The organism is Paraburkholderia sp. MPAMCS5, from assembly GCF_036016995.1.
Taxonomy (GTDB): Bacteria; Pseudomonadota; Gammaproteobacteria; order Burkholderiales; family Burkholderiaceae; genus Paraburkholderia.
Genome location: NZ_JAYXBK010000007.1, coordinates 42,944 through 60,438 on the forward strand (window position 1 = coordinate 42,944; position 17,495 = coordinate 60,438).

Annotated in this window: 17 protein-coding genes; 4 read left to right on the forward strand and 13 right to left on the reverse strand. The window is 64.9% G+C overall.

The window, feature by feature from the left end:
* The first annotated feature begins 108 nt into the window (after positions 1–108).
* Positions 109–576, forward strand: a complete 468-nt coding sequence (locus VOM14_RS17490; RefSeq protein WP_327630299.1) for a hypothetical protein — start codon at positions 109–111, stop codon at positions 574–576.
* 35 nt (positions 577–611) lie between these two features.
* On the opposite strand, the gene VOM14_RS17495 is transcribed toward VOM14_RS17490, so the two are convergent.
* Both VOM14_RS17495 and VOM14_RS17500 read right to left on the reverse strand, forming a co-directional pair.
* Positions 612–2,195 (reverse strand): DHA2 family efflux MFS transporter permease subunit, encoded by a 1,584-nt coding sequence (locus VOM14_RS17495; protein WP_327629988.1) that lies wholly within the window; start codon positions 2,193–2,195, stop codon positions 612–614.
* A 170-nt stretch (positions 2,196–2,365) separates the two neighbouring features.
* Positions 2,366–2,884 (reverse strand): MarR family winged helix-turn-helix transcriptional regulator, encoded by a 519-nt coding sequence (locus VOM14_RS17500; RefSeq protein ID WP_327629990.1) that lies wholly within the window; start codon positions 2,882–2,884, stop codon positions 2,366–2,368.
* Between the two features lie 263 nt (positions 2,885–3,147).
* On the opposite strand from VOM14_RS17500, the gene VOM14_RS17505 reads away from it, so the two are divergent.
* Both VOM14_RS17505 and VOM14_RS17510 read left to right on the forward strand, forming a co-directional pair.
* Positions 3,148–3,516 carry a hypothetical protein gene (locus VOM14_RS17505; protein WP_327629991.1) on the forward strand — a complete coding sequence of 123 codons (369 nt, stop codon included), beginning with the start codon at positions 3,148–3,150 and terminating at the stop codon, positions 3,514–3,516.
* A gap of 210 nt (positions 3,517–3,726) precedes the next feature.
* Positions 3,727–5,352 (forward strand): efflux transporter outer membrane subunit, encoded by a 1,626-nt coding sequence (locus VOM14_RS17510; protein WP_327629992.1) that lies wholly within the window; start codon positions 3,727–3,729, stop codon positions 5,350–5,352.
* Positions 5,353–5,464: 112 nt separating this feature from the next.
* Here VOM14_RS17510 and VOM14_RS17515 read toward each other — a convergent pair whose 3' ends face one another.
* From VOM14_RS17515 to gspG, 8 genes are read right to left on the reverse strand one after another with little or no spacing between them, the layout of a single operon-like run.
* Positions 5,465–6,244 (reverse strand): type II secretion system protein N, encoded by a 780-nt coding sequence (locus tag VOM14_RS17515; RefSeq protein ID WP_327629993.1) that lies wholly within the window; start codon positions 6,242–6,244, stop codon positions 5,465–5,467.
* 22 nt (positions 6,245–6,266) lie between these two features.
* Complete coding sequence (locus tag VOM14_RS17520; protein WP_327629994.1) at positions 6,267–6,770, reverse strand: type II secretion system protein M; 504 nt, start codon at positions 6,768–6,770, stop codon at positions 6,267–6,269.
* The gene (gene gspL / locus VOM14_RS17525; RefSeq protein WP_327629995.1) at positions 6,767–8,188 is read right to left on the reverse strand and encodes a type II secretion system protein GspL; all 1,422 of its coding nucleotides are present in this window, start codon (positions 8,186–8,188) and stop codon (positions 6,767–6,769) included. The genes VOM14_RS17520 and gspL overlap by 4 nt, the downstream gene beginning before the upstream one ends.
* Positions 8,189–8,216: 28 nt before the next feature.
* Positions 8,217–9,320 carry a type II secretion system minor pseudopilin GspK gene (gene gspK / locus VOM14_RS17530; RefSeq protein ID WP_327629996.1) on the reverse strand — a complete coding sequence of 368 codons (1,104 nt, stop codon included), beginning with the start codon at positions 9,318–9,320 and terminating at the stop codon, positions 8,217–8,219.
* A gap of 1 nt (position 9,321) precedes the next feature.
* Complete coding sequence (locus VOM14_RS17535) at positions 9,322–9,999, reverse strand: PulJ/GspJ family protein (RefSeq protein ID WP_327629997.1); 678 nt, start codon at positions 9,997–9,999, stop codon at positions 9,322–9,324.
* Entirely contained in the window at positions 9,977–10,402 is a 426-nt protein-coding gene (gspI, locus tag VOM14_RS17540) for a type II secretion system minor pseudopilin GspI (protein ID WP_327629998.1), read from the reverse strand. Before gspI ends, VOM14_RS17535 begins: the two co-directional genes overlap by 23 nt.
* A 1-nt stretch (position 10,403) precedes the next feature.
* The gene (locus tag VOM14_RS17545) at positions 10,404–10,910 is read right to left on the reverse strand and encodes a GspH/FimT family pseudopilin (RefSeq protein ID WP_327630300.1); all 507 of its coding nucleotides are present in this window, start codon (positions 10,908–10,910) and stop codon (positions 10,404–10,406) included.
* Positions 10,911–10,933: 23 nt separating this feature from the next.
* Positions 10,934–11,398 (reverse strand): type II secretion system major pseudopilin GspG, encoded by a 465-nt coding sequence (gene gspG / locus VOM14_RS17550; RefSeq protein WP_327629999.1) that lies wholly within the window; start codon positions 11,396–11,398, stop codon positions 10,934–10,936.
* Positions 11,399–11,556: 158 nt separating this feature from the next.
* On the opposite strand from gspG, the gene VOM14_RS17555 reads away from it, so the two are divergent.
* Positions 11,557–11,970, forward strand: coding sequence for a type II secretion system protein N (locus VOM14_RS17555; RefSeq protein ID WP_327630000.1), 414 nt, complete (start codon positions 11,557–11,559; stop codon positions 11,968–11,970).
* Between the two features lie 75 nt (positions 11,971–12,045).
* Here VOM14_RS17555 and gspF read toward each other — a convergent pair whose 3' ends face one another.
* Genes gspF through gspD form a run of 3 tightly spaced genes read right to left on the reverse strand, consistent with a single transcriptional unit; the run spans position 12,046 to position 17,190 of the window.
* A complete protein-coding gene (gene gspF / locus VOM14_RS17560; RefSeq protein ID WP_327630001.1) occupies positions 12,046–13,263 on the reverse strand; it encodes a type II secretion system inner membrane protein GspF in 1,218 nt (405 codons plus the stop codon).
* Between the two features lie 4 nt (positions 13,264–13,267).
* Positions 13,268–14,827, reverse strand: a complete 1,560-nt coding sequence (gene gspE, locus VOM14_RS17565; protein ID WP_327630002.1) for a type II secretion system ATPase GspE — start codon at positions 14,825–14,827, stop codon at positions 13,268–13,270.
* Entirely contained in the window at positions 14,824–17,190 is a 2,367-nt protein-coding gene (gspD, locus tag VOM14_RS17570) for a type II secretion system secretin GspD (protein WP_327630003.1), read from the reverse strand. Before gspD ends, gspE begins: the two co-directional genes overlap by 4 nt.
* Positions 17,191–17,495: the final 305 nt, after the last annotated feature.

The following is a 17,495-nucleotide window of genomic DNA, read 5'->3' on the forward strand; positions in this document are numbered from 1 at the left end:
TCGGCAAATTGTGCGTGGGCTCCACGTTTAGCCGATGCAGATGAAACACCCTCGGCACGTCATGGTCCAAACTGATACGACACGCTCGCAAGAGGGAGGCTCGACGTGATGAAGAAAAGTCTGTTGGCCGTACTATGCGTTACCGCAGCGGCATGTTCCACGCGAGGGCAGGTCGATCCCGACGTCATGCAGATCGCCACCACACCGCTGACGTGTTCGAGCAAAGCCGAATGCGACCTCTGGTGGCAACGCGCGCAAACTTGGGTGACGAACAACTCGACATACAAAATCGAATCCGCGAACGACGAGCTGATCCAGACCGCCGGGCCGGATGGCGGCAAGCGCGCGCTGGCCTATCAGATCACGCGCACGTGGAACCCCGACGGCACGGCGACGATCGGCTTCGCCGCACACTGCGACGCGTCGCTGGGCTGCAAGCCGAATCCGTGGGAAGCAGGTGCGAGCTTCAAGGAATTTGTGCGGGGCGCGGCGGCCGGCGCACAGAAAACCGGTGCACCAACCGCCATGCATCCCGACGCGCAACAAGGACAGTCGATGCCCGCGTCAAATGAGTGAAGCAGCGAGCCAGTGAATGGGGCGTTGCGCGCCGCTCAATGTCCCATCGACGGTCCGACGCCTTTGCGCGGTTTCGTGATCCACACCAGCACGGCGAGCACGAGAAACGCCGCGCACGAAATGCGGAAGAAGTCGTTGGTGGCGAGCATATAAGCCTGCGAAGTCACCACCTGGTTGAGTTGCGCGGTAATGCCGTCGCCGGAAAGGCCCACGCCGGAAAGCAGATTGGTGTAGGCGTTCGTGTTCGCGGCGTATACGTTGACGTTGTCGGCCAGCATCGCGTGATGGCGGATCGTGTCGTTCTCCCAATACGTCGTGCTGATCGCCGTTCCAATCGCGCCCGACAAGGTCCGGAAGAAATTCGACAGACCCGAGGCGCTTGCCAGCCGCTCGTCGGGCACGCTCGATAGCGTGATGGTGGTCATCGGCACGAAGAAGCAGGCCACGCCGATGCCTTGCACGAGACGCGGCCAGATCACGTGATTGAACGGCACGTCGAGCGTGAAGGTCGAGTTCCAGAACGACACGAACGCGAACACGATGAACGCGAAACTCGCCACCACGCGCAGGTTCAGCCGGTGCATGTTCTTGCCGATCAATGGCGAGAGGAAAAGCGCGAGCAAGCCGACCGGCGCGGTCGCCAGACCGGCGAGGCCGGCGGTGTAGCCCATCACGGTTTGTAGCCACAACGGAAAAATCACCACCGAACCGAAGAAAGCCATAAAGCCAAACGAGATAATCAGCACACCGAGCGCGAAATTTCGGTCCTTGAACAGCGAAAGATCTACAACCGGCTCTTTCTCGGTCATCTCCCACACCAGCATGAATGCAATCGAGACAACCGCGATCACCGCGAGCGTCACGATGAACGTCGAGTTGAACCAGTCGCGGTCCTTGCCGAGGTCGAGCACCATCTGCAAGCAGGCCACGCCGATCACGAGCAGCGTGAGACCGACGGCGTCGATACGCTGCTGCGTCGTTTTGGTTTCGCGTCCGCGCAGCAGCAGGAACGCGCAGATTGCCGAGAACAGCCCGATTGGCACATTGATGTAGAAAATCCACGGCCACGTGTAGTTGTCGGTGATGTAGCCGCCCATCACGGGCCCGAAGATCGGCGCGCAAATGACGGTCATCGCCCATAAACCGAGCGCGAGGCCGCGTTTCTCAGGCGGGTACGAGCGCATGAGAATGGTCTGAGAGAGCGGCACCATCGGCCCGGACACCAGCCCCTGCAGGAGACGGAACAGGATCAGCGACTCGAAGTTGTGCGCGAAGCCGCACAGCGCCGAGGCCAGCGTAAAAAGCAGCACGGACAGCGTAAAGAGCCGGACTTCGCCGACGCGCCGCGCGAGCCAGCCGGTGAGCGGCACAGCAATGGCCGATGCCACCGAATACGAAGAGATCACCCACGTGCCCTGGCTGGTCGCGACGCCGAGACTGCCGGAGATGGTCGGCACGGCGACGTTCGCAATCGACGTGTCGAGCACTTCCATGAAGGTGCCGAGCGCAAGGCCGACGGTAAGCAAGGCGAGCGCGCCGCCTTTGAGCGGCGCCGGTTCGGCGGCCTGCGGCGCGACGGGTTGAGCGGCTGGTTCGTCGTGGGAAGCCGTAGCATCCATATGTTTTCTCCTCAGCGCGTAAAGATTGTCGTGCCAGGTTTATTGCGTCCCATGGATGGCGCATATCCATGCTCCATCACACTCTGCCCAGACAGATATTTACGGACAATCGCACCTCGAAAGGCGCTCCCTCGGGTTGCTTTTCGGTATAGCTCGCCGTTTTCCGGCGATCAGTCTTCGTGCGTTTCGTCCGATGATTCGCCGTGAGCGCCGAGACCGCAGCCGGCGTTGGACCCGGCATCGATACCGTTGGCGATGAAGCGGCCGAGCAAACCGATCAGCGTCGCGAGGTCGGCGGCAGAGAAGCCGCGCAACTGCTCGTTCAGCACGGCGGCGCCGATGCCCGGCAACTGACGCGCCGCGTCGTGGCCTTGCGGCGTCAACTCCAGCTTCACCATCCGGCGGTCGGCGTCGCTGCGCGAACGCAGCACAAAGCCTTTCTTTTCAAGGCGATCCAGCAGACGCGTCATGGAACCGCTGTCGTAAGACATCACCCGCGACAGCTCGAACGGCGTGTTCGCGTGCCCCGCGGCCAGCATCAGAACCACGCCGATTTGCTGCGCGGTCAGGCCAAGTGGCTTGACCGCGCGGTCCGTGCGCTCGACGAGCACATTGCGCGCCTTCGACAGGTAATAGCCGAGACTCGTATCGAGCCGAATCTCATGCGCGTTGTAGAGGCCGTCAGTCATCTCGTATCCGGGGACATCGCAAGCAAGCGAATTTTAGCTGCTTATCTAGCTGCCTGGGCAGACAGATCAATTGCCGATTCTGGTCGTGCGGACCGCCGAAAAACAACAGCAGGGTCGCGCTCCGCGCACAGTATCTTGAAATTTACTTGCATAGTCAATATTATGTTAAGCAACGAGTTACGCGATCTGCGCCACCCGAGACTATGTTCTGACCGCTTTTTTCGTCCGCCGCCATGGCGTCGTGACCCAAGGATGTCCCTCCCATGCCGTACCTGAAAAATACCCTTGGCGGCTTGAGCCGCTCCCTGACCGATTCCGCTCTGCACAGCTTCCAGGGCCCGCATCGCTGGTGGAAACTCGCGCTGTTTGCGGTGCTGTTCGTGTTGCCGGGCGGGTCGGTGGGTGTGGCGGTATTGGCGTGGGTGGAACATCGGCGCGGGCGCAAGAGCGAGAAGGCGGCTTCCAGGGAAATCGCGGCGGCGCCCGCTTTGGCGGACAACGCAGCGACAGCCATTGCGCGCGGCGCTGCCGGGGCCTGTCAGTCTCGCGGCGGCGCGCCGTGCCGCGCGGCGGCCGGCAAGCTGGCACGCAAGACGACATCGACGGAATCGCGCGGTGAGTCGCGGGCCTGAGTTGGCCGCTTTGCCGGGGCACCGGGCCGCCCGGCCGCCGGTAACAGCGCGTAACCTTCGCGACACCGTCAGTAACACACCTTCATCGCTCCCCGCATTACCCTTTCAGTTTCTCGCGACACGCGGGCTCATACGCTAACATTCCAGCAAACCCTATCGGCTGGCGGCGCCGTCACAGGCGGCTTTGCGGCGTCCAGAAGGAACCAATGCATGCAGTCTGATCGAATCTCGTCCGTGGGGCGCTTTGCGCCGCGCGCCATGACCCTCCCGGTTGCGCTGTGCGTCGCGGGGCTCGTCGCCGCTTGCGCGGTCGGCCCCGACTACCAGCGCCCCGCCGCCGAGATTCCCGCCTCTTACAAGGAAGCCGCGCCCGGCTGGAAAGTCGCGCAGCCGGCCGATCGGCAGGACCGCGGCGCATGGTGGACCATCTATCAGGACCCTCAGCTGAATGCGCTCGAAGACAAGCTGAACGCCGCGAATCAGACCATCGCCCAATATGCCGCCGCCTATCGGCAAGCGCGCGCGCTGGTGGGCGAAGCGCGGGCCGCGTATTTCCCGACGGTCGGCTTGTCGGCGGGCGCAACGCGCTCGGGCAACGGTTCGTCGTCGAGCAAAGTGTCGACTAGCGGCACGACGCGTTCGGGCGTCAGCAACAGTTTCAATCTTCAGCTCGATGCGAGCTGGGAGCCCGATCTGTGGGGCTCGGTCGGGCGCTCGGTGAACGCGCAGAAAGCCGGCCAGCAAAGCGCCGCCGCCGATCTCGCCAATGCACGGCTGTCCGCGCAAGCCACGCTTGCGCAAACCTATTTCTCGCTGCGCGCGCTCGATTCCAGCCAGAAGCTGCTCGACGAAACCGTCGCCGCCTATCAGCGCTCGCTGCAACTCACGCAGAACCAGTACGCCGCAGGCGTCGCCGCGCGCTCGGACGTGATCCAGGCGCAAACGCAGTTGCAATCGGCGCAGGCCTCCGCGATCGAAAACGGTGTTCAACGCGCTCAGGACGAGCACGCCATCGCCGTGCTCGTGGGCGAACCCGCATCGACCTTCGCCATTCCGCCGATGCCGCTCGCCGCAACGCCGCCCGCCGTGCCCGCGCAAATGCCATCGGCGCTGCTGGAGCGGCGGCCGGATATCGCATCGGCGGAACGCAAGGCCGCGGCGGCGAATGAGCAGATCGGCGTGGCGATTGCCGCGTTCTTTCCGTCGCTGACCTTGTCGGCGACAGGCGGCTTCGAAAGCTCGGTACTCTCGCAACTGCTCACCGCGCCGTCGCGCTTCTGGACGCTCGGCCCGCAACTGGCGGCAACTTTGTTCGACGCCGGGCTGCGCCGCGCGAAAACCGAAGCCGCGCGCGCCGCCTACGACCAGGATGTCGCGACCTACCGTCAAACGGTGCTCGCCGCGTTCCAGGACGTCGAAGACAACCTCGCGTCGCAGCGCATCCTCGAACAGGAAATCGTGGTGCAGCAGCAGGCGGTGGAGTCGGCGCGTCAGGCGCTCGCCATCGTGACGAACGAGTACAAGGCAGGCACGGTCGGCTACGTGAACGTGCTGACGGCGCAGACCACGGCCTTCACGGCTGAGCAGAAGCTGCAAAATATCGCGGGGCAGCGGATGGTGTCGTCGGTCGGACTCGTGAAGGCGCTGGGCGGCGGCTGGGACGTCGAGCAGATGAACCGCGAAACTGGCGACGTGGCCGCGCCCGCGCCGTTGGCGGCGTCATCGGCGGCGCCGGTTGCCCGGAGCGCCGCGAACGCGCCGTTGCAGGCGCAGACACCCGCGCAGGCCCAAGCCCAAGCCCAAGCCCAAGCCCAGAAACAGGCGCAGAGCAACTAAGCAACAAGGCAACCACGCGCCAGACAACTCGCCAACACGCTCATCACCGTCAGAAACAATAAAGGCATGACCGGACACCAACCCGGTCATGCCTCTTTTTTTGTCACCAGACTCAATGCGCGAACGACAACGTCACCGTGTCGGGTCCGCTTGGCCGTCCCAGCAGATTCAACAGCCCCGCGAGATTGTCATGCGCCTCGGGCGCGGCACTGGCCGTGCCACGAAACGACGTCGATGCCGTCGAGACCACGCCGTGGCCGCTTAGCTTCAGCGGGCCCTTGACGGTCCGCAAATCCAGCGTGGACGACACGCCCTCGGCCTGAAACACGAGCCGATACGAGCCGAGCGGCTTCACCAGCGAAACGCGCGAACTGACGTCGTTCAGCGCCAGCGTCAACTGACCGAATGCTTCGCGATTGAAACTGCGCCAGTCGGACCACGACAGCCGCACTTCACCTTGCAGATCGAGCGTGTTGAAAGGCGCGCCGAGCCCGCTCAGCAGCGAAGCCGGCACGGCAATCGTGCCGGGCGTGACGTTGGCGCTGCGCGGCGTCGCGTCGATGGTGATCGGGTCCGGCATTGCCTCGCTATGCCGCATGATCATGCGCACACGGCCCGTGAAGAGCGGCCAGAACGCCGTGTGCCATTCGATCCGTCCCGGCAACAGGGTCGCGGCGCTCATGTCGGAGCCGGCCGCGAGCATCAGCGTGGCGGAGCCGTGCCACAGCGATCCGGCCGGATCGACGAGATTCACGTGGCCGCCGCTTTGCCGCGCAAATTGCGGCGTGATCCACGCGGCGGGCAACATCGCGAGCATCACGGCCGCGCAGGAAAACAGCGCGACGAAGAACCAGGGCAGCGCGGCGCGCACGCGCCGCATCCAGTAAGTCATGCGAAATCCCGTGAAGGCGCGGTCATTTCACCGTGGACGGCTGCAAGGACGCGGTGAGATCCACCTGGCCATCGTCCTTGAGCGCGGTCACGTGCGCCTCCGCGACCTGCACCTTGAACTGACGGCGCACGTCGTCGACCCAGGCTGTCCACGCGGGAAACGAAGCATTCTTCATCTGCACCTGCACCGCGTTGCCGATCACCTGAACCTGCGTGGCCGCGAGCCCATGGTCGCTGAGCGACGCGGAAAGCGCATCCTTCAGCGCGCCGCCGGTCGGCGCGACACCCTGAGCCGCGCCCGACAGTTGACGAGCCTCGTTGGCCTGCGCGGTCATTTGCGCGAGTTGCCGCTGCAAGGTGGGCAGCGAAACTTGCAGACGCGCGCGCCCTTCCTGCGCCGGCGCCCACAGCACCGACCACGCGATCACCACCGCAAGCGCCGCGCCGCCCCACGTCAGCAACGCCTTTTCGCGGTCGGTCCGCTGGTCCCAGAAGCCTGCCCAGGTTTGAGCGAGTTCAGCTTTCATTGTCCGTTCCTGATGGTCCACTTGCCGGTATTGCTGTCGATCGCGCCCGTGAGTCCGTTGCGCGCGAGGCGTTTGGCGAAATCGGGATCGAGCTTGACTTCGGGCTTGAAGGTCACGTCGAGCCGCCGGTCGTGATAATCGAGCCCGGCAATACCGTTCACCGGCACGGGCGGCAGCGATCGCGCGAGACCATCGGCGAGCGACAGGAAGTCATCCGGCGAAAGCTCGCCCGCGGCCACGCGCAACTGCTGCAATTGACGCGCCATCTGATCCGGCGCATCCAGCACGACCGTGGTCTTGGGGAACGCATTCAGCAGCAGTTCGGTCATCTGCGTGTTGATCGCCTCGCGCTGGCGCGACAGCATCAGCCACTGCACATTCGCACCGATGACCGCCACCACCAGCGCGCCGAGCGCCAGCAGCACCGGCAGTCGCAAGCGGCGCAGCGTCGCTCGGTCGAGCCGCCATGGCTGCGACGCGAATTCGAACTGGCAGAGGTCGAAGCGGCAAGTCAGCGCGCGCCGCGCGAGCTGCTCGAAAGGCAGCGGACTTGCACCGTGCACATGCGCCGCGAGCCGCGCCGGACTGCTCGCGGCCAGGCTCGGTTCGTTGCCGGGGACTTCGGTCAGCATATACAGCGAAACCGGCGCCGCGCCGGCGAGCGCGCCGAGCGTCGCGTTCACTCCGTTCGCGGGCACCGCCAGGCCTTCGCCCTGTGCGCCGCGCGCAATCGCCAGTTCGACGCGCGGGATGCCGCTTTCGATGGCGCCTTCGAGCAGCATCGCGGGCGCGGTCTGCACCACGGCGCCGAGCACGGCGGCGACCATCGGCGCGACGTCAGACGCCGCATCGGACGAGACCGTCGGCGCGCTATCCGCCGACGCGGCCTCCCGCACCGACGACACGCCCGCGGCCGCCAGCGCCGGTTCGCGCGCGCTCACGGTTTCGGCGACTTCGACGGGCGCCGCCGACCGCGACGCTTGAGGCAGGCAGCGCGTGACCGGCACGGCGCGCAGGCTGCGGTGACCGGCCGCCGCGAATCCTTCGCAGATGAAGCGGAACCAGCCGCGGTCGATGATCGCGAGCACCTGCCGCCCGCCCGGCGCCGGCTGCGGATCGACGGCGATATGGCAGGTTTGCGGGTCCTGGATCAGTTGATCCTCGACGATATTCGGCAGCGCCTGGCGCAGCTTCGGCCCGCGCAGCGGCGGCAGCGCGGCGGGCATCATCAGCAGGTCGCGCGCGGCGACCATCAGCACCGTGGTCGAGGCGCGCGGCAACAGCGCGAGCGCCGAGCGGCCGGCGCGCTGGGTGCGTCCCGACTTGTCGAGCAGCACGAACGGCAAGTCCGGCAGTTGCCATTCCTGCGACGGCACCGCCGGATCACGCGGCGGCAATAAGACGATCAGCGTGCTCAAAGGCCACTCTCTCTGGGAAAGGCGTTGTTCATAGTTGGTCTTGTACCCGCACGATACGCGTAGTGTGAGTCAAAGCATCGCGATAGACGAGCGTCGTGCGATCCACTTCCGCCCGCTCGTGCTGCACGCGGCCATGCACGAGGAAGTAGTGCGTGTTGACGTCGAGTTCATTCGGATCGATCGACACCGACTGCACGCCCGCGCCGCGCAACGCGAGCTGCACGTCGCCGACGTTGTGGAAAAACACCGTCTGCCGGCGCGCGACGAACGCCTGCGCGGTCGACACACTCATGCCCGGCACGACCGCCGCGATCACTTCGGCGGAAGCGGTGTTCATGTTGACCGCCGACACCGTCGGCAACACCGTGACAAACGGGCGCAAGCGGTCGACCATCTCCGGCGTATAGCCGGGAATGTCGAGCAGCGAATCCACGCTGGTCATTTGCAACGGCCTGTGCTCGACGCTGCCTTCGTCGTCCTCGATGCCGGGTTTGTCGGTGAAGCCGCCACCCGTCGCGCCGCCCTGCACAGGCTGCGTCGACGTCGTGGTGGTGGTCGACGTGACCGTTTGAAAACGCGTGGCCGATTGCGCGAGGCTGTCGCGCATCTGCACGGCGGTGTTCTTCGCGAGCTGGCTGTTCACGCCGAGCGACACCAGCAGGCGCTGATACGCGCCAATCTGCTCCGTGTTCAGTTGCATGACGCCGGGCGCCGGACTCGTCACCAGATTGCGCAAGTTGAATTTGGCCTGCGCGTCTTCAATCGATCCCGACAGATAGGTCGCCGCGCCCTGTTCGGCCCGCACTTCGCCGATCTGGCCGAGGAAGTCCGACAGACGCGTCTTGGCGATCGGCACGCCCCAGACGCCGCCGAGATACGTGATACCCGCCGACGTATCGCCTTCCGAGCGAAGAATCAGACGCGTCCAGTCCAGCGCGCCGCGCGCGACCCATTGCGCCTGGGCGAGCAGGCGCTGGTTCTCGATCCGGCGAATCTGCACCTGCTGGCGCCACAGCATGCCGGAAACGAGAATCGCCGACAGCGCGACTACCAGCAACGCGCTGATGATCGCCGCGCCGCGCTCGCCGCTACGCCTGACCCGACGTCGTGCAAAAACCTGGGAGAATCTCATTTCATTCTCCGACGAGAAAAATCCGCTTGATCGGCCGCGCCAGCGACTTCGCGCCGACGCTCACTTCGAGTCCGGTCACGGAGCGCGGCAGCGGCGCGTTGCCGAGCTGCGGCACCTTCAGATTATTGGTCGCCTCGGCGATCGCGCTCTCCACGTCTTTCATCTGCGAGGTCCAGCCGACTCGCGGCACATAGAGGCGCGCGGAAATCGCGCCGACGCCGCCCATCAACGGCAACGCGGTCCACCCTTCGCCTTCGCCGCCGCGCAGCGCCGAGCGCAGTTCGCCGACATTGGCGAGCGGCGGCGACGCATAGCGAATCACGCGCCCTTCCGCTACGCGATAGCGCACCACCTGCAAACGCGGTGCGGAGCCGGGCAACCTGATCTGACGCACGACCTGCAATGCGCCGCCCCACAGCGACACGGCGGCCTGGCCCGATTCGTCATCCGATGCGGCCTGGCGGACGTCGATACGCATCTGGTCGAACAACTGCGCGAAGACGCGCTCGTCTTCCATGGCGTTCGTGATGGTCTGCCTGCCGCGGATGATCTGGTCGAGCCCGCGCCACGACAGCACCGCGATCACCGCCATGATCGCAATCGCGACCAGCAGCTCGATCAGCGTGAAGCCGTGCGCGCCCGTGCGGCGGCGGCGCTCAGAGCGAACGGTTCGTTTCATTCGCGACCACCGTGACCATCTGGGCGAGATTGCCGGAACCGCCGGGCATCGTCACCATCACTTCCACTCGACGAAACACCGGGTTCGGCGTCGCCGTCACATGCTCGGTGCAGAGCAACTGCAAATTGCCTTGCGAACAATCGAAACTTGTCGAGCCCACGTTGGGCCACGCGTGCGTCAGACGCAATTGCGCGAGCGTGTTGTCGGCGCTCCAGCCCGCCAGCAGCCGCCGGTGAAGATCCGCCTCGCCGCTCGCGAGACTGCCGACCGCGCGCAACGACGCGGCCAACGCCACCGCGATGATCGTGAGCGCGACCAGCACCTCGATCATCGTGAAACCGCGCTGCGCGCGCGGCCGGCGATTTCCGGCTTTGCCAGCCGCCATGCTCCTGCGACGACGCATGTCAGTGCACCTCGTAGCGGCCATTGCCGGTGCCGACGATCGTCGCGCGCCCCGCGGCGGAAAAGAGCGTGATGCGCACGGGCACGTCGATCGCCTCGGTGCCGAACACCACGCGGCTCGCTTCCGAATTCGAGCCGGGATAGTCGATCGTCACGCCGTTCACGCCGCCTTCCCAGGCGCGCTGCTTGAGCAGGTCGTCGCGCAGCAGCGGACGCCAGCCGTCTTCCGTGTGCATGTCGAAACGAAAGCCGCCTTCGATGGGTTGCCACGCGATCGGACGCGCGCGCACCTGGGCTTCGTCGCCGGCGGATTCGAACAGCAGCGCGAGACGCTGCGCTTCTTCGTTCAGATCGGTGCGCGGATTGCGCGTCATGGTCAAGGCGGTCAAGGACACCAGCAAGCCTGCAATCACCAGCACCACCAACATTTCCAGCAGCGTGAAACCCGCCGCACGACGCCGGCCACGCACGCGACGAGCCGCGCCCGCCGCGCGCGGCGACGGGTTCAGGCTTGCATGCGCAGTTTTACCGCCTACTGCCACGAGCCCACATCGGCGTCATTGCCTTCGCCGCCCGCCTTGCCGTCCGCGCCGTAGCTGAACACGTCGATCTCGCCGTGCACGCCCGGATTCAGGTAGTTATAGGCATTGCCCCACGGATCGTTCGGCAGGCGTTCGAGGTAGCCGCCGTCCTTCCAGTTATTCGGCACGGGATCGGTTGCCGGCTTTTCGATCAGCGCGCGCAGGCCTTGCTCCTGAGTCGGATAACGGCCGTTGTCCAAACGATAAAGCTTGAGCGCCTGCATCATGGTGCCGATGTCCTGCTTCGCGGCCACGCGCCGCGCTTCGTCGGGACGGCTCATGATTTTCGGCACGATCAACGCGGCCAGGATGCCGAGAATCGCGATCACAACCATGATTTCGATCAGCGTGAAGCCGCGTTGACGACGGCTGCGCAAACCCGCGATTTCAGTGCGGCGAGTGGTCGACAGTTGCATAGCTTGCTACCTCATTTCAGGTGAAATTTTCGACTGGGCGGGATGCGCGTCCAGCACTTCTGGTGCCATTGAACGCGCCCGGCCGGTCATTTTAATGTCATGCCGTTGAAGGGTTTCAACCCAACGCAATTTTCACAATAGTCCGTACAATGATGCGCATGAACGCCATCCAAATCCGCCTTCTGTCGCTCGCGCTCTTCGCCGTGTTCTGCGCGACGCTGACCTACTGGGTCATCACGCTCGCCGCCATGTCGCATGCGCCGTCGCCCGCAGCCGCCGCGCACGCGCAGGTTTCGACCGACCAGGCCGCCACTCTGTTCGGCGGACAACTCACGCGCAGCGCCAACCAGGACGTGCATCTGTTCGGCATCCTCGCGTTGAGTCAGGGCGCGGCGGCCATCGTCAGCGTGGGTGGCGAACCGCCGCACGCCGTGTCGCTCGGCGGCACGCTGATGCAAGGCGCCAAACTCTCCGAAGTCCGCGCCCGCTCGATTGTGATCGACCGCCATGGCGTGCATTCCGAAGTATTTCTGCCGGCCAACGCGGCGGGCCCGACAATCTACGTTCGCTAAAAACGTTCGCTAACATTCAAACGAAGCGAAGCGCGCGCTGCTTCGCTTCGACCCGCACCACTTCACGCGCAGCATTCACTGCACCAGGTTGTTCAACTCGATGATCGGCAGCATCACCGCCAGCACGATCACCAGCACCACGCCACCCATCGCCAGAATCAGCAGCGGCTCCAGCAGACTCGTCAGGAACATCGTGCGGCGCTCGAGTTCGCGCGCTTCGCCGTCGGCCGCTCGGTCGAGCATCGTCGTGACGTCGCCGGTTGCTTCGCCCGAGCGGATCAGGTGAACCAGCACCGGCGGAAACGTCTTCGTATTGCCGAGCGCGCGCGACAGTGACGTGCCTTCGCGCACGCGCACGATTGCATCGTCGATGTTGCCGCGCATCGCCATGTTGCTGAGCGTTTCGGCCGCGGCTTGAAGCGCGCGCAGAATCGGCACGCCCGCCGCCGTCAGAATGCCGAGCGTGCTCGCGAAACGCACGGTGTTATAGCCGCGCACGAGCTTGCCGAGCAGCGGGGCGGTGAGCAGCCACCGGTCGAAGGCGAGGCGCGGGCCGGCTTGTTTCAGTGTGGAGCGCACGATGTACACGAGCACGGCGAGCGCGATCAGCACGGCCCACCACCAGTTCCGTACGAAACCGGAGAGCGCCATCATCATGATGGTGAGGAAGGGCAGTTGCTGCTTCGTGCTCGCGAATACGTTGACGACCTGCGGCACCACATAGCTCAACAGAAACGTGACGATGCCGAACGCAATGATCGTCACGATGGTCGGGTAGGTGAACGCGAGCACGATTTTCTGCTTGAGCGCGTTGCGTTGCTCGATGTAGTCGGCGAGACGCGACAGCACGAGGCCGAGCTTGCCGGTATGCTCGCCGGCCGCAACCAGCGCGCGATAAATCTCGGGGAAGTCCTTCGGATGCTGCGTCAGCGCGTTCGCGAGCGAATGACCGCCGAGCACTTCCGCGCGGATCGCCGCCATCAGTTCGCGAATGTAGTCGCGCTCCGATTGCTCGGTCAGCACGGCCAGCGCTTCGTCGAGCGGCAGGCCGGCAATCAGCAGGCTCGCGAGCTGACGCGTGAGAATGGCCTGCTCGCGTTGCGACAGACGCCGCCCCAAAGACAGCCGCTGATTGCGTTCGCCGCGCGTGCGCGTGGCCGCCGGTTCGACGACAAGCGGCGTCAGTCCTTGCGAACGCAAACTGGTGCGCGCGCCGCGTGCGCTGTCGGCATCGAGTACGCCTTTTTGCGCCTTGCCCGCCGCGTCGATCGCTTCAAAACGAAATGCCGGCATGCGCTTACGCTCCGCCCGTCACGCGAATCACTTCTTCGAGCGACGTCAGCCCCGATGCGAGCCAGCGCTCGGCGTCCTCGCGCAAGGTGTGCATGCCTTGCGCGCGGCCCGCGGCGAGAATGTCCGCGTCCGACGCGTTACGGTGAATCAGCGTACGGATTTCGTCGTCGATGAGCAGCAGTTCGTACACACCGCGCCGGCCCGCGTAGCCGGACTGGCCGCACTTGTCGCAACCGACCGGATGCCACTGCACGCGCCCGTCCGCTTCGACGCGCTGTTCGCGGCACACCGGACATAATCTGCGCACGAGTCGCTGCGCCAGCACGCCGAGCAGCGACGACGCGAGCAGATACGGCTCCACGCCCATGTCGGTCAAACGCGTGACGGCCGAGGCGGCGTCGTTCGTATGCAGCGTGGCGAGCACGAGGTGGCCGGTGAGCGAAGCCTGCACCGCGATCTGCGCGGTTTCGAGGTCGCGGATTTCCCCGATCATGATGATGTCCGGGTCCTGCCGCAAAATGGAGCGCAGCGCCCGCGCGAAGGTCATGCCGATCCGCTCGTTGACCTGCGTCTGGCCGATGCCCGACAGGTCGTATTCAATCGGATCTTCCACCGTCATGATGTTCGTGGTCGCCGTTTCGAGCCGCGACATCGACGCGTACAGCGTGGTCGTCTTGCCCGAACCGGTCGGGCCCGTCACCAGCACGATGCCGTGCGGCCTGCCGATCAGTTTGTCGAACTTGCCGAGCGTGTCCGGGCCCATGCCGAGCGCTTCGAGATTCAGGCGCGTCGCGTCTTTTTCCAGCAGACGCAGCACCGCGCGCTCGCCGTGGCCGGTCGGCAGCGTCGACACGCGCACGTCGACGGGGCGCCCGCCCACGCGCAGCGTGATGCGGCCGTCTTGCGGCAAACGCTTCTCCGCGATGTCGAGCTGCGCCATGATCTTGATGCGCGAAATCAGCGCGCCATGCAGCGCTTTTTTCGGACGCACGACGTCGCGCAACGTGCCGTCAACACGAAAGCGCACCACCGACGCATTCTCGAACGGCTCGATGTGAATATCCGACGCCTGTTCGCGCGCTGCTTGCGTGAGCAGCGCGTTGATCATGCGGATGATCGGCGCGTCGTCTTCTGATTCCAGCAGGTCTTCCACCTCGGGAATGTCCTGCATCAGACGCGACAGATCCACTTCGCCTTCCACTTCGCCGACCACTTGCGCCGCGCTGCCATCCTGGCGCGCGTACGCCTGATTGATCGCCTGCGCAAGCTCGTCGGCGGGCAGACGCACCACCGACACCGCGCCGAAATTGCGCGCGACTTCCGCGAGCGCGGCCTCACTGGTGCGCTCGCTGATCCACACTTCGAGGCTGTCGACGTGCTGGTGCGCGACCAGAATCTGGCCGCTGCGCGCGAAGCCGTACGGCACGAGCCGCGCGGCGATCGCCGACGGCGCCGCGCGCTCGGCATGCTCCGCGTGCCCGGTCATGCCAGCCGGCGCAGTCCCAGCGGCCCGCGCCGATGCCGGCGACGTTGAAGCTGACGGCGGCATGGACGGCGTGTTCACGGCTGAACTCCTGGCGATGCGGTAGACGGCGCGACCGGCACGGGATTGCTTTGCACGGCGCCGTTCACGGCGGGCGCCGCGTTGGACTGCGGCGTGACAGGTTGCGGTTGAGACTGCGGTTGCGGTTGCGGTTGCATCTGCTGCATCTGCTGCGGCTGCATCTGCTGGCGGCGCATCTTGTCGAGGTCGAACAGGTTCAACTCCGGCGCGGCGCCCTGGCTCGGACCGGCCGGCATCGGCGGAACGACCGGGTCGTCCTTGTCGCGCATGATGTTGTTGTTCGAGCGGTACGCGCCCTGCACGCCTTGAATATAGTCGTAGCGATTCGACGTGACAGCCTGCGCGGTATCGCGATCGTTGATGATCACCGGGCGCAGGAACACCATCAGGTTAGTCTTGTTGCGGTTCTTCTGCTCCGAACGGAACAACTGCCCGATCCACGGGATGTCGCCAAGCAGCGGCACCTTGCTGTTGCTGACCTGGTAGTTGTCCTGCATGAGGCCGCCGAGGACGATGATCTCGCCGTTGTCCGCGAGCACCGTGGACTGGATCGAACGCTTCGTGAACTGCGGGCCGGCCGGGTTGGTCGTCGCGTTGGTCGTGCCGTTCACGATGGCCGAGTCTTCGGTGTAAAGCTGCAGCTTGAGAATGCCGCCGTCGGTGATCTGCGGTTTGACGTGCAGCGTGAGACCGACGTCGACGCGATCGTAGGTGTTGAACGCCGCGCTCGTCGCGCCGCTCGTCAGGTTCGAATACGAACCCGTCTGAATCGGAATGTTCGTGCCGACGACGATCTTCGCTTCCTCGTTGTCGAGCGTGATGAGGTTAGGCGTGGACAGCACGTTGGCGTCGGCCGTTTGCGACAGCGCCTGAAGCAGCGCCCCGAGTCCCTGCACGCCGAAAATGTTGTGAATCCAGCCGACGTTGAGACCTTGCTGAAGAGCTTGCGTGCCGAGCGCCGTGGCGAGACCGCCGGTCGTGCCGGCCGCCGCGGCTGCCGCCGTCAGGTTGATGATGCTGTTGCTCGAACCGGTTGCGAGGTTGGTGCCCGCGAACAGCGAATTATTCGCGACCTGCCACTGAATGCCGAGATTGCCGCTCGTGTTCGAATTCAGCTCGACAATCAGCGCCTCGATATAAACCTGCGCGCGACGCGCGTCGAGCTGGTCGATGACCGCGCGCAGATTGCGGTACACGGGCTCGGACGCGGTGATGATCAGCGAGTTGGTCGCGGCGTCCGCCTGAATCATGCCGCCCGGCTGATTCTCGTCGTTCTTGTCCTTGTCGCCGCCCAGCAGGCCGCCGGATTGAGCGGCGTTGTTCGAGCCATATCCGCCCGCGCCGGAGCCGCCCATCGGCGACGACATGGAGCTGGCGTTGAGTCCGCCCGAGGGTAGCGGCGGCGTACCCGAGGTGCCCGTCGAACTGTTGCCGCCGGCGGCGCCGCCATTCTGGTTGAACGAATTCGCTTCGTTCGAGCCGCCCGTCGAGCCGTTTTCGCCGCCTTTGCCGAGCATGCCGCGCAAGGTCTTCGCGAGCTTGGTCGCTTCGGCGTTGCGCAGCGGCACGACGTGCATGTTGCCCGGCATGCTGGTCGGTGCGTCGAGTTCGCGCGCGAGCGTCTTCGCGGCGGCGAGACGCGCGGCGTTCGACGCGCGGATCAGCAGCGAGTTGGTGCGCGGGTCCGCGGTAATCGACACTTTCAGCGTGGCGTCGGTACTGCCGATGGCGCCGGGGTCCAGCATCTTGTTCAGTTGCGTGGCGATGTCGAGCGCGTTCGCGTTCTTCAGTTGCACGACCGACACCGACTGACCCGCCGCCGTATCCACACCCGCGATAATTTGCGCGATGCGCCGCACGTTGTCCGCGTAATCGGTGACGACGATCGTATTGTTGGCCGGGTAGGCGGCGACGGTATTGTTCGGCGAGATCAGCGGACGCAGCACCGGCAACAGATTGTTCGCCGATTCGTTCTTCAGCACGAAGACCTGCGTCACGACCTGATCGCCGCGCGCGGTCGGCGCATTGCCGACGTAGGTCGGCACACCCTGCAATTTCGCGTCGGCTTCGGGCACGACCTTCAGTACGCCGTGGTCCTGGACGAGCGCGAAGCCCTGCATGCGCAGCGCGGATTGCAACGTCTTGAGCGCCTGATCCTCGGGCACTGCGTTTTCCGACACCAGATTCAACTGCCCCTTCACGCGCGGATCGACGATGATTGTCTTGCCGGTCGCCGCGCCGATCGCCTTGGCCACCTGGTCGATATCGGCATTGACGAAGTTGAGTGTCACCTGTGCCTGTGCCGTCTGCGCGGCAATCAATCCAGCCATCAGCAACGCCGTTGCGACGCGACGCAAAGCCATACGATTTCTTCTCATGGAATGTAGTGTCGATGCCGGCAGCACGAGCCGCCGACGGTCTTGCAATCCGAACAAGGGAGCAGTCCGCCGCCCGGTCGGTCTGCCGGTGAGCCAGGTGGGCGAAAGCCGCCCGCAAATGCTGGCCGTCCGATGTCCGAAAAAAATGAACAGTAACAGTTTTTCATGTCCGATTTGTCACAAAAGGAAAGGCTCAGAGAGATTCCCCCTGGATTCCCGTCCGATTGGCACGCATTGAAAGCGAATGCGAGGCGATCAGAAAGCAGCGTGAAAACTGAGTGTTTTCGCGA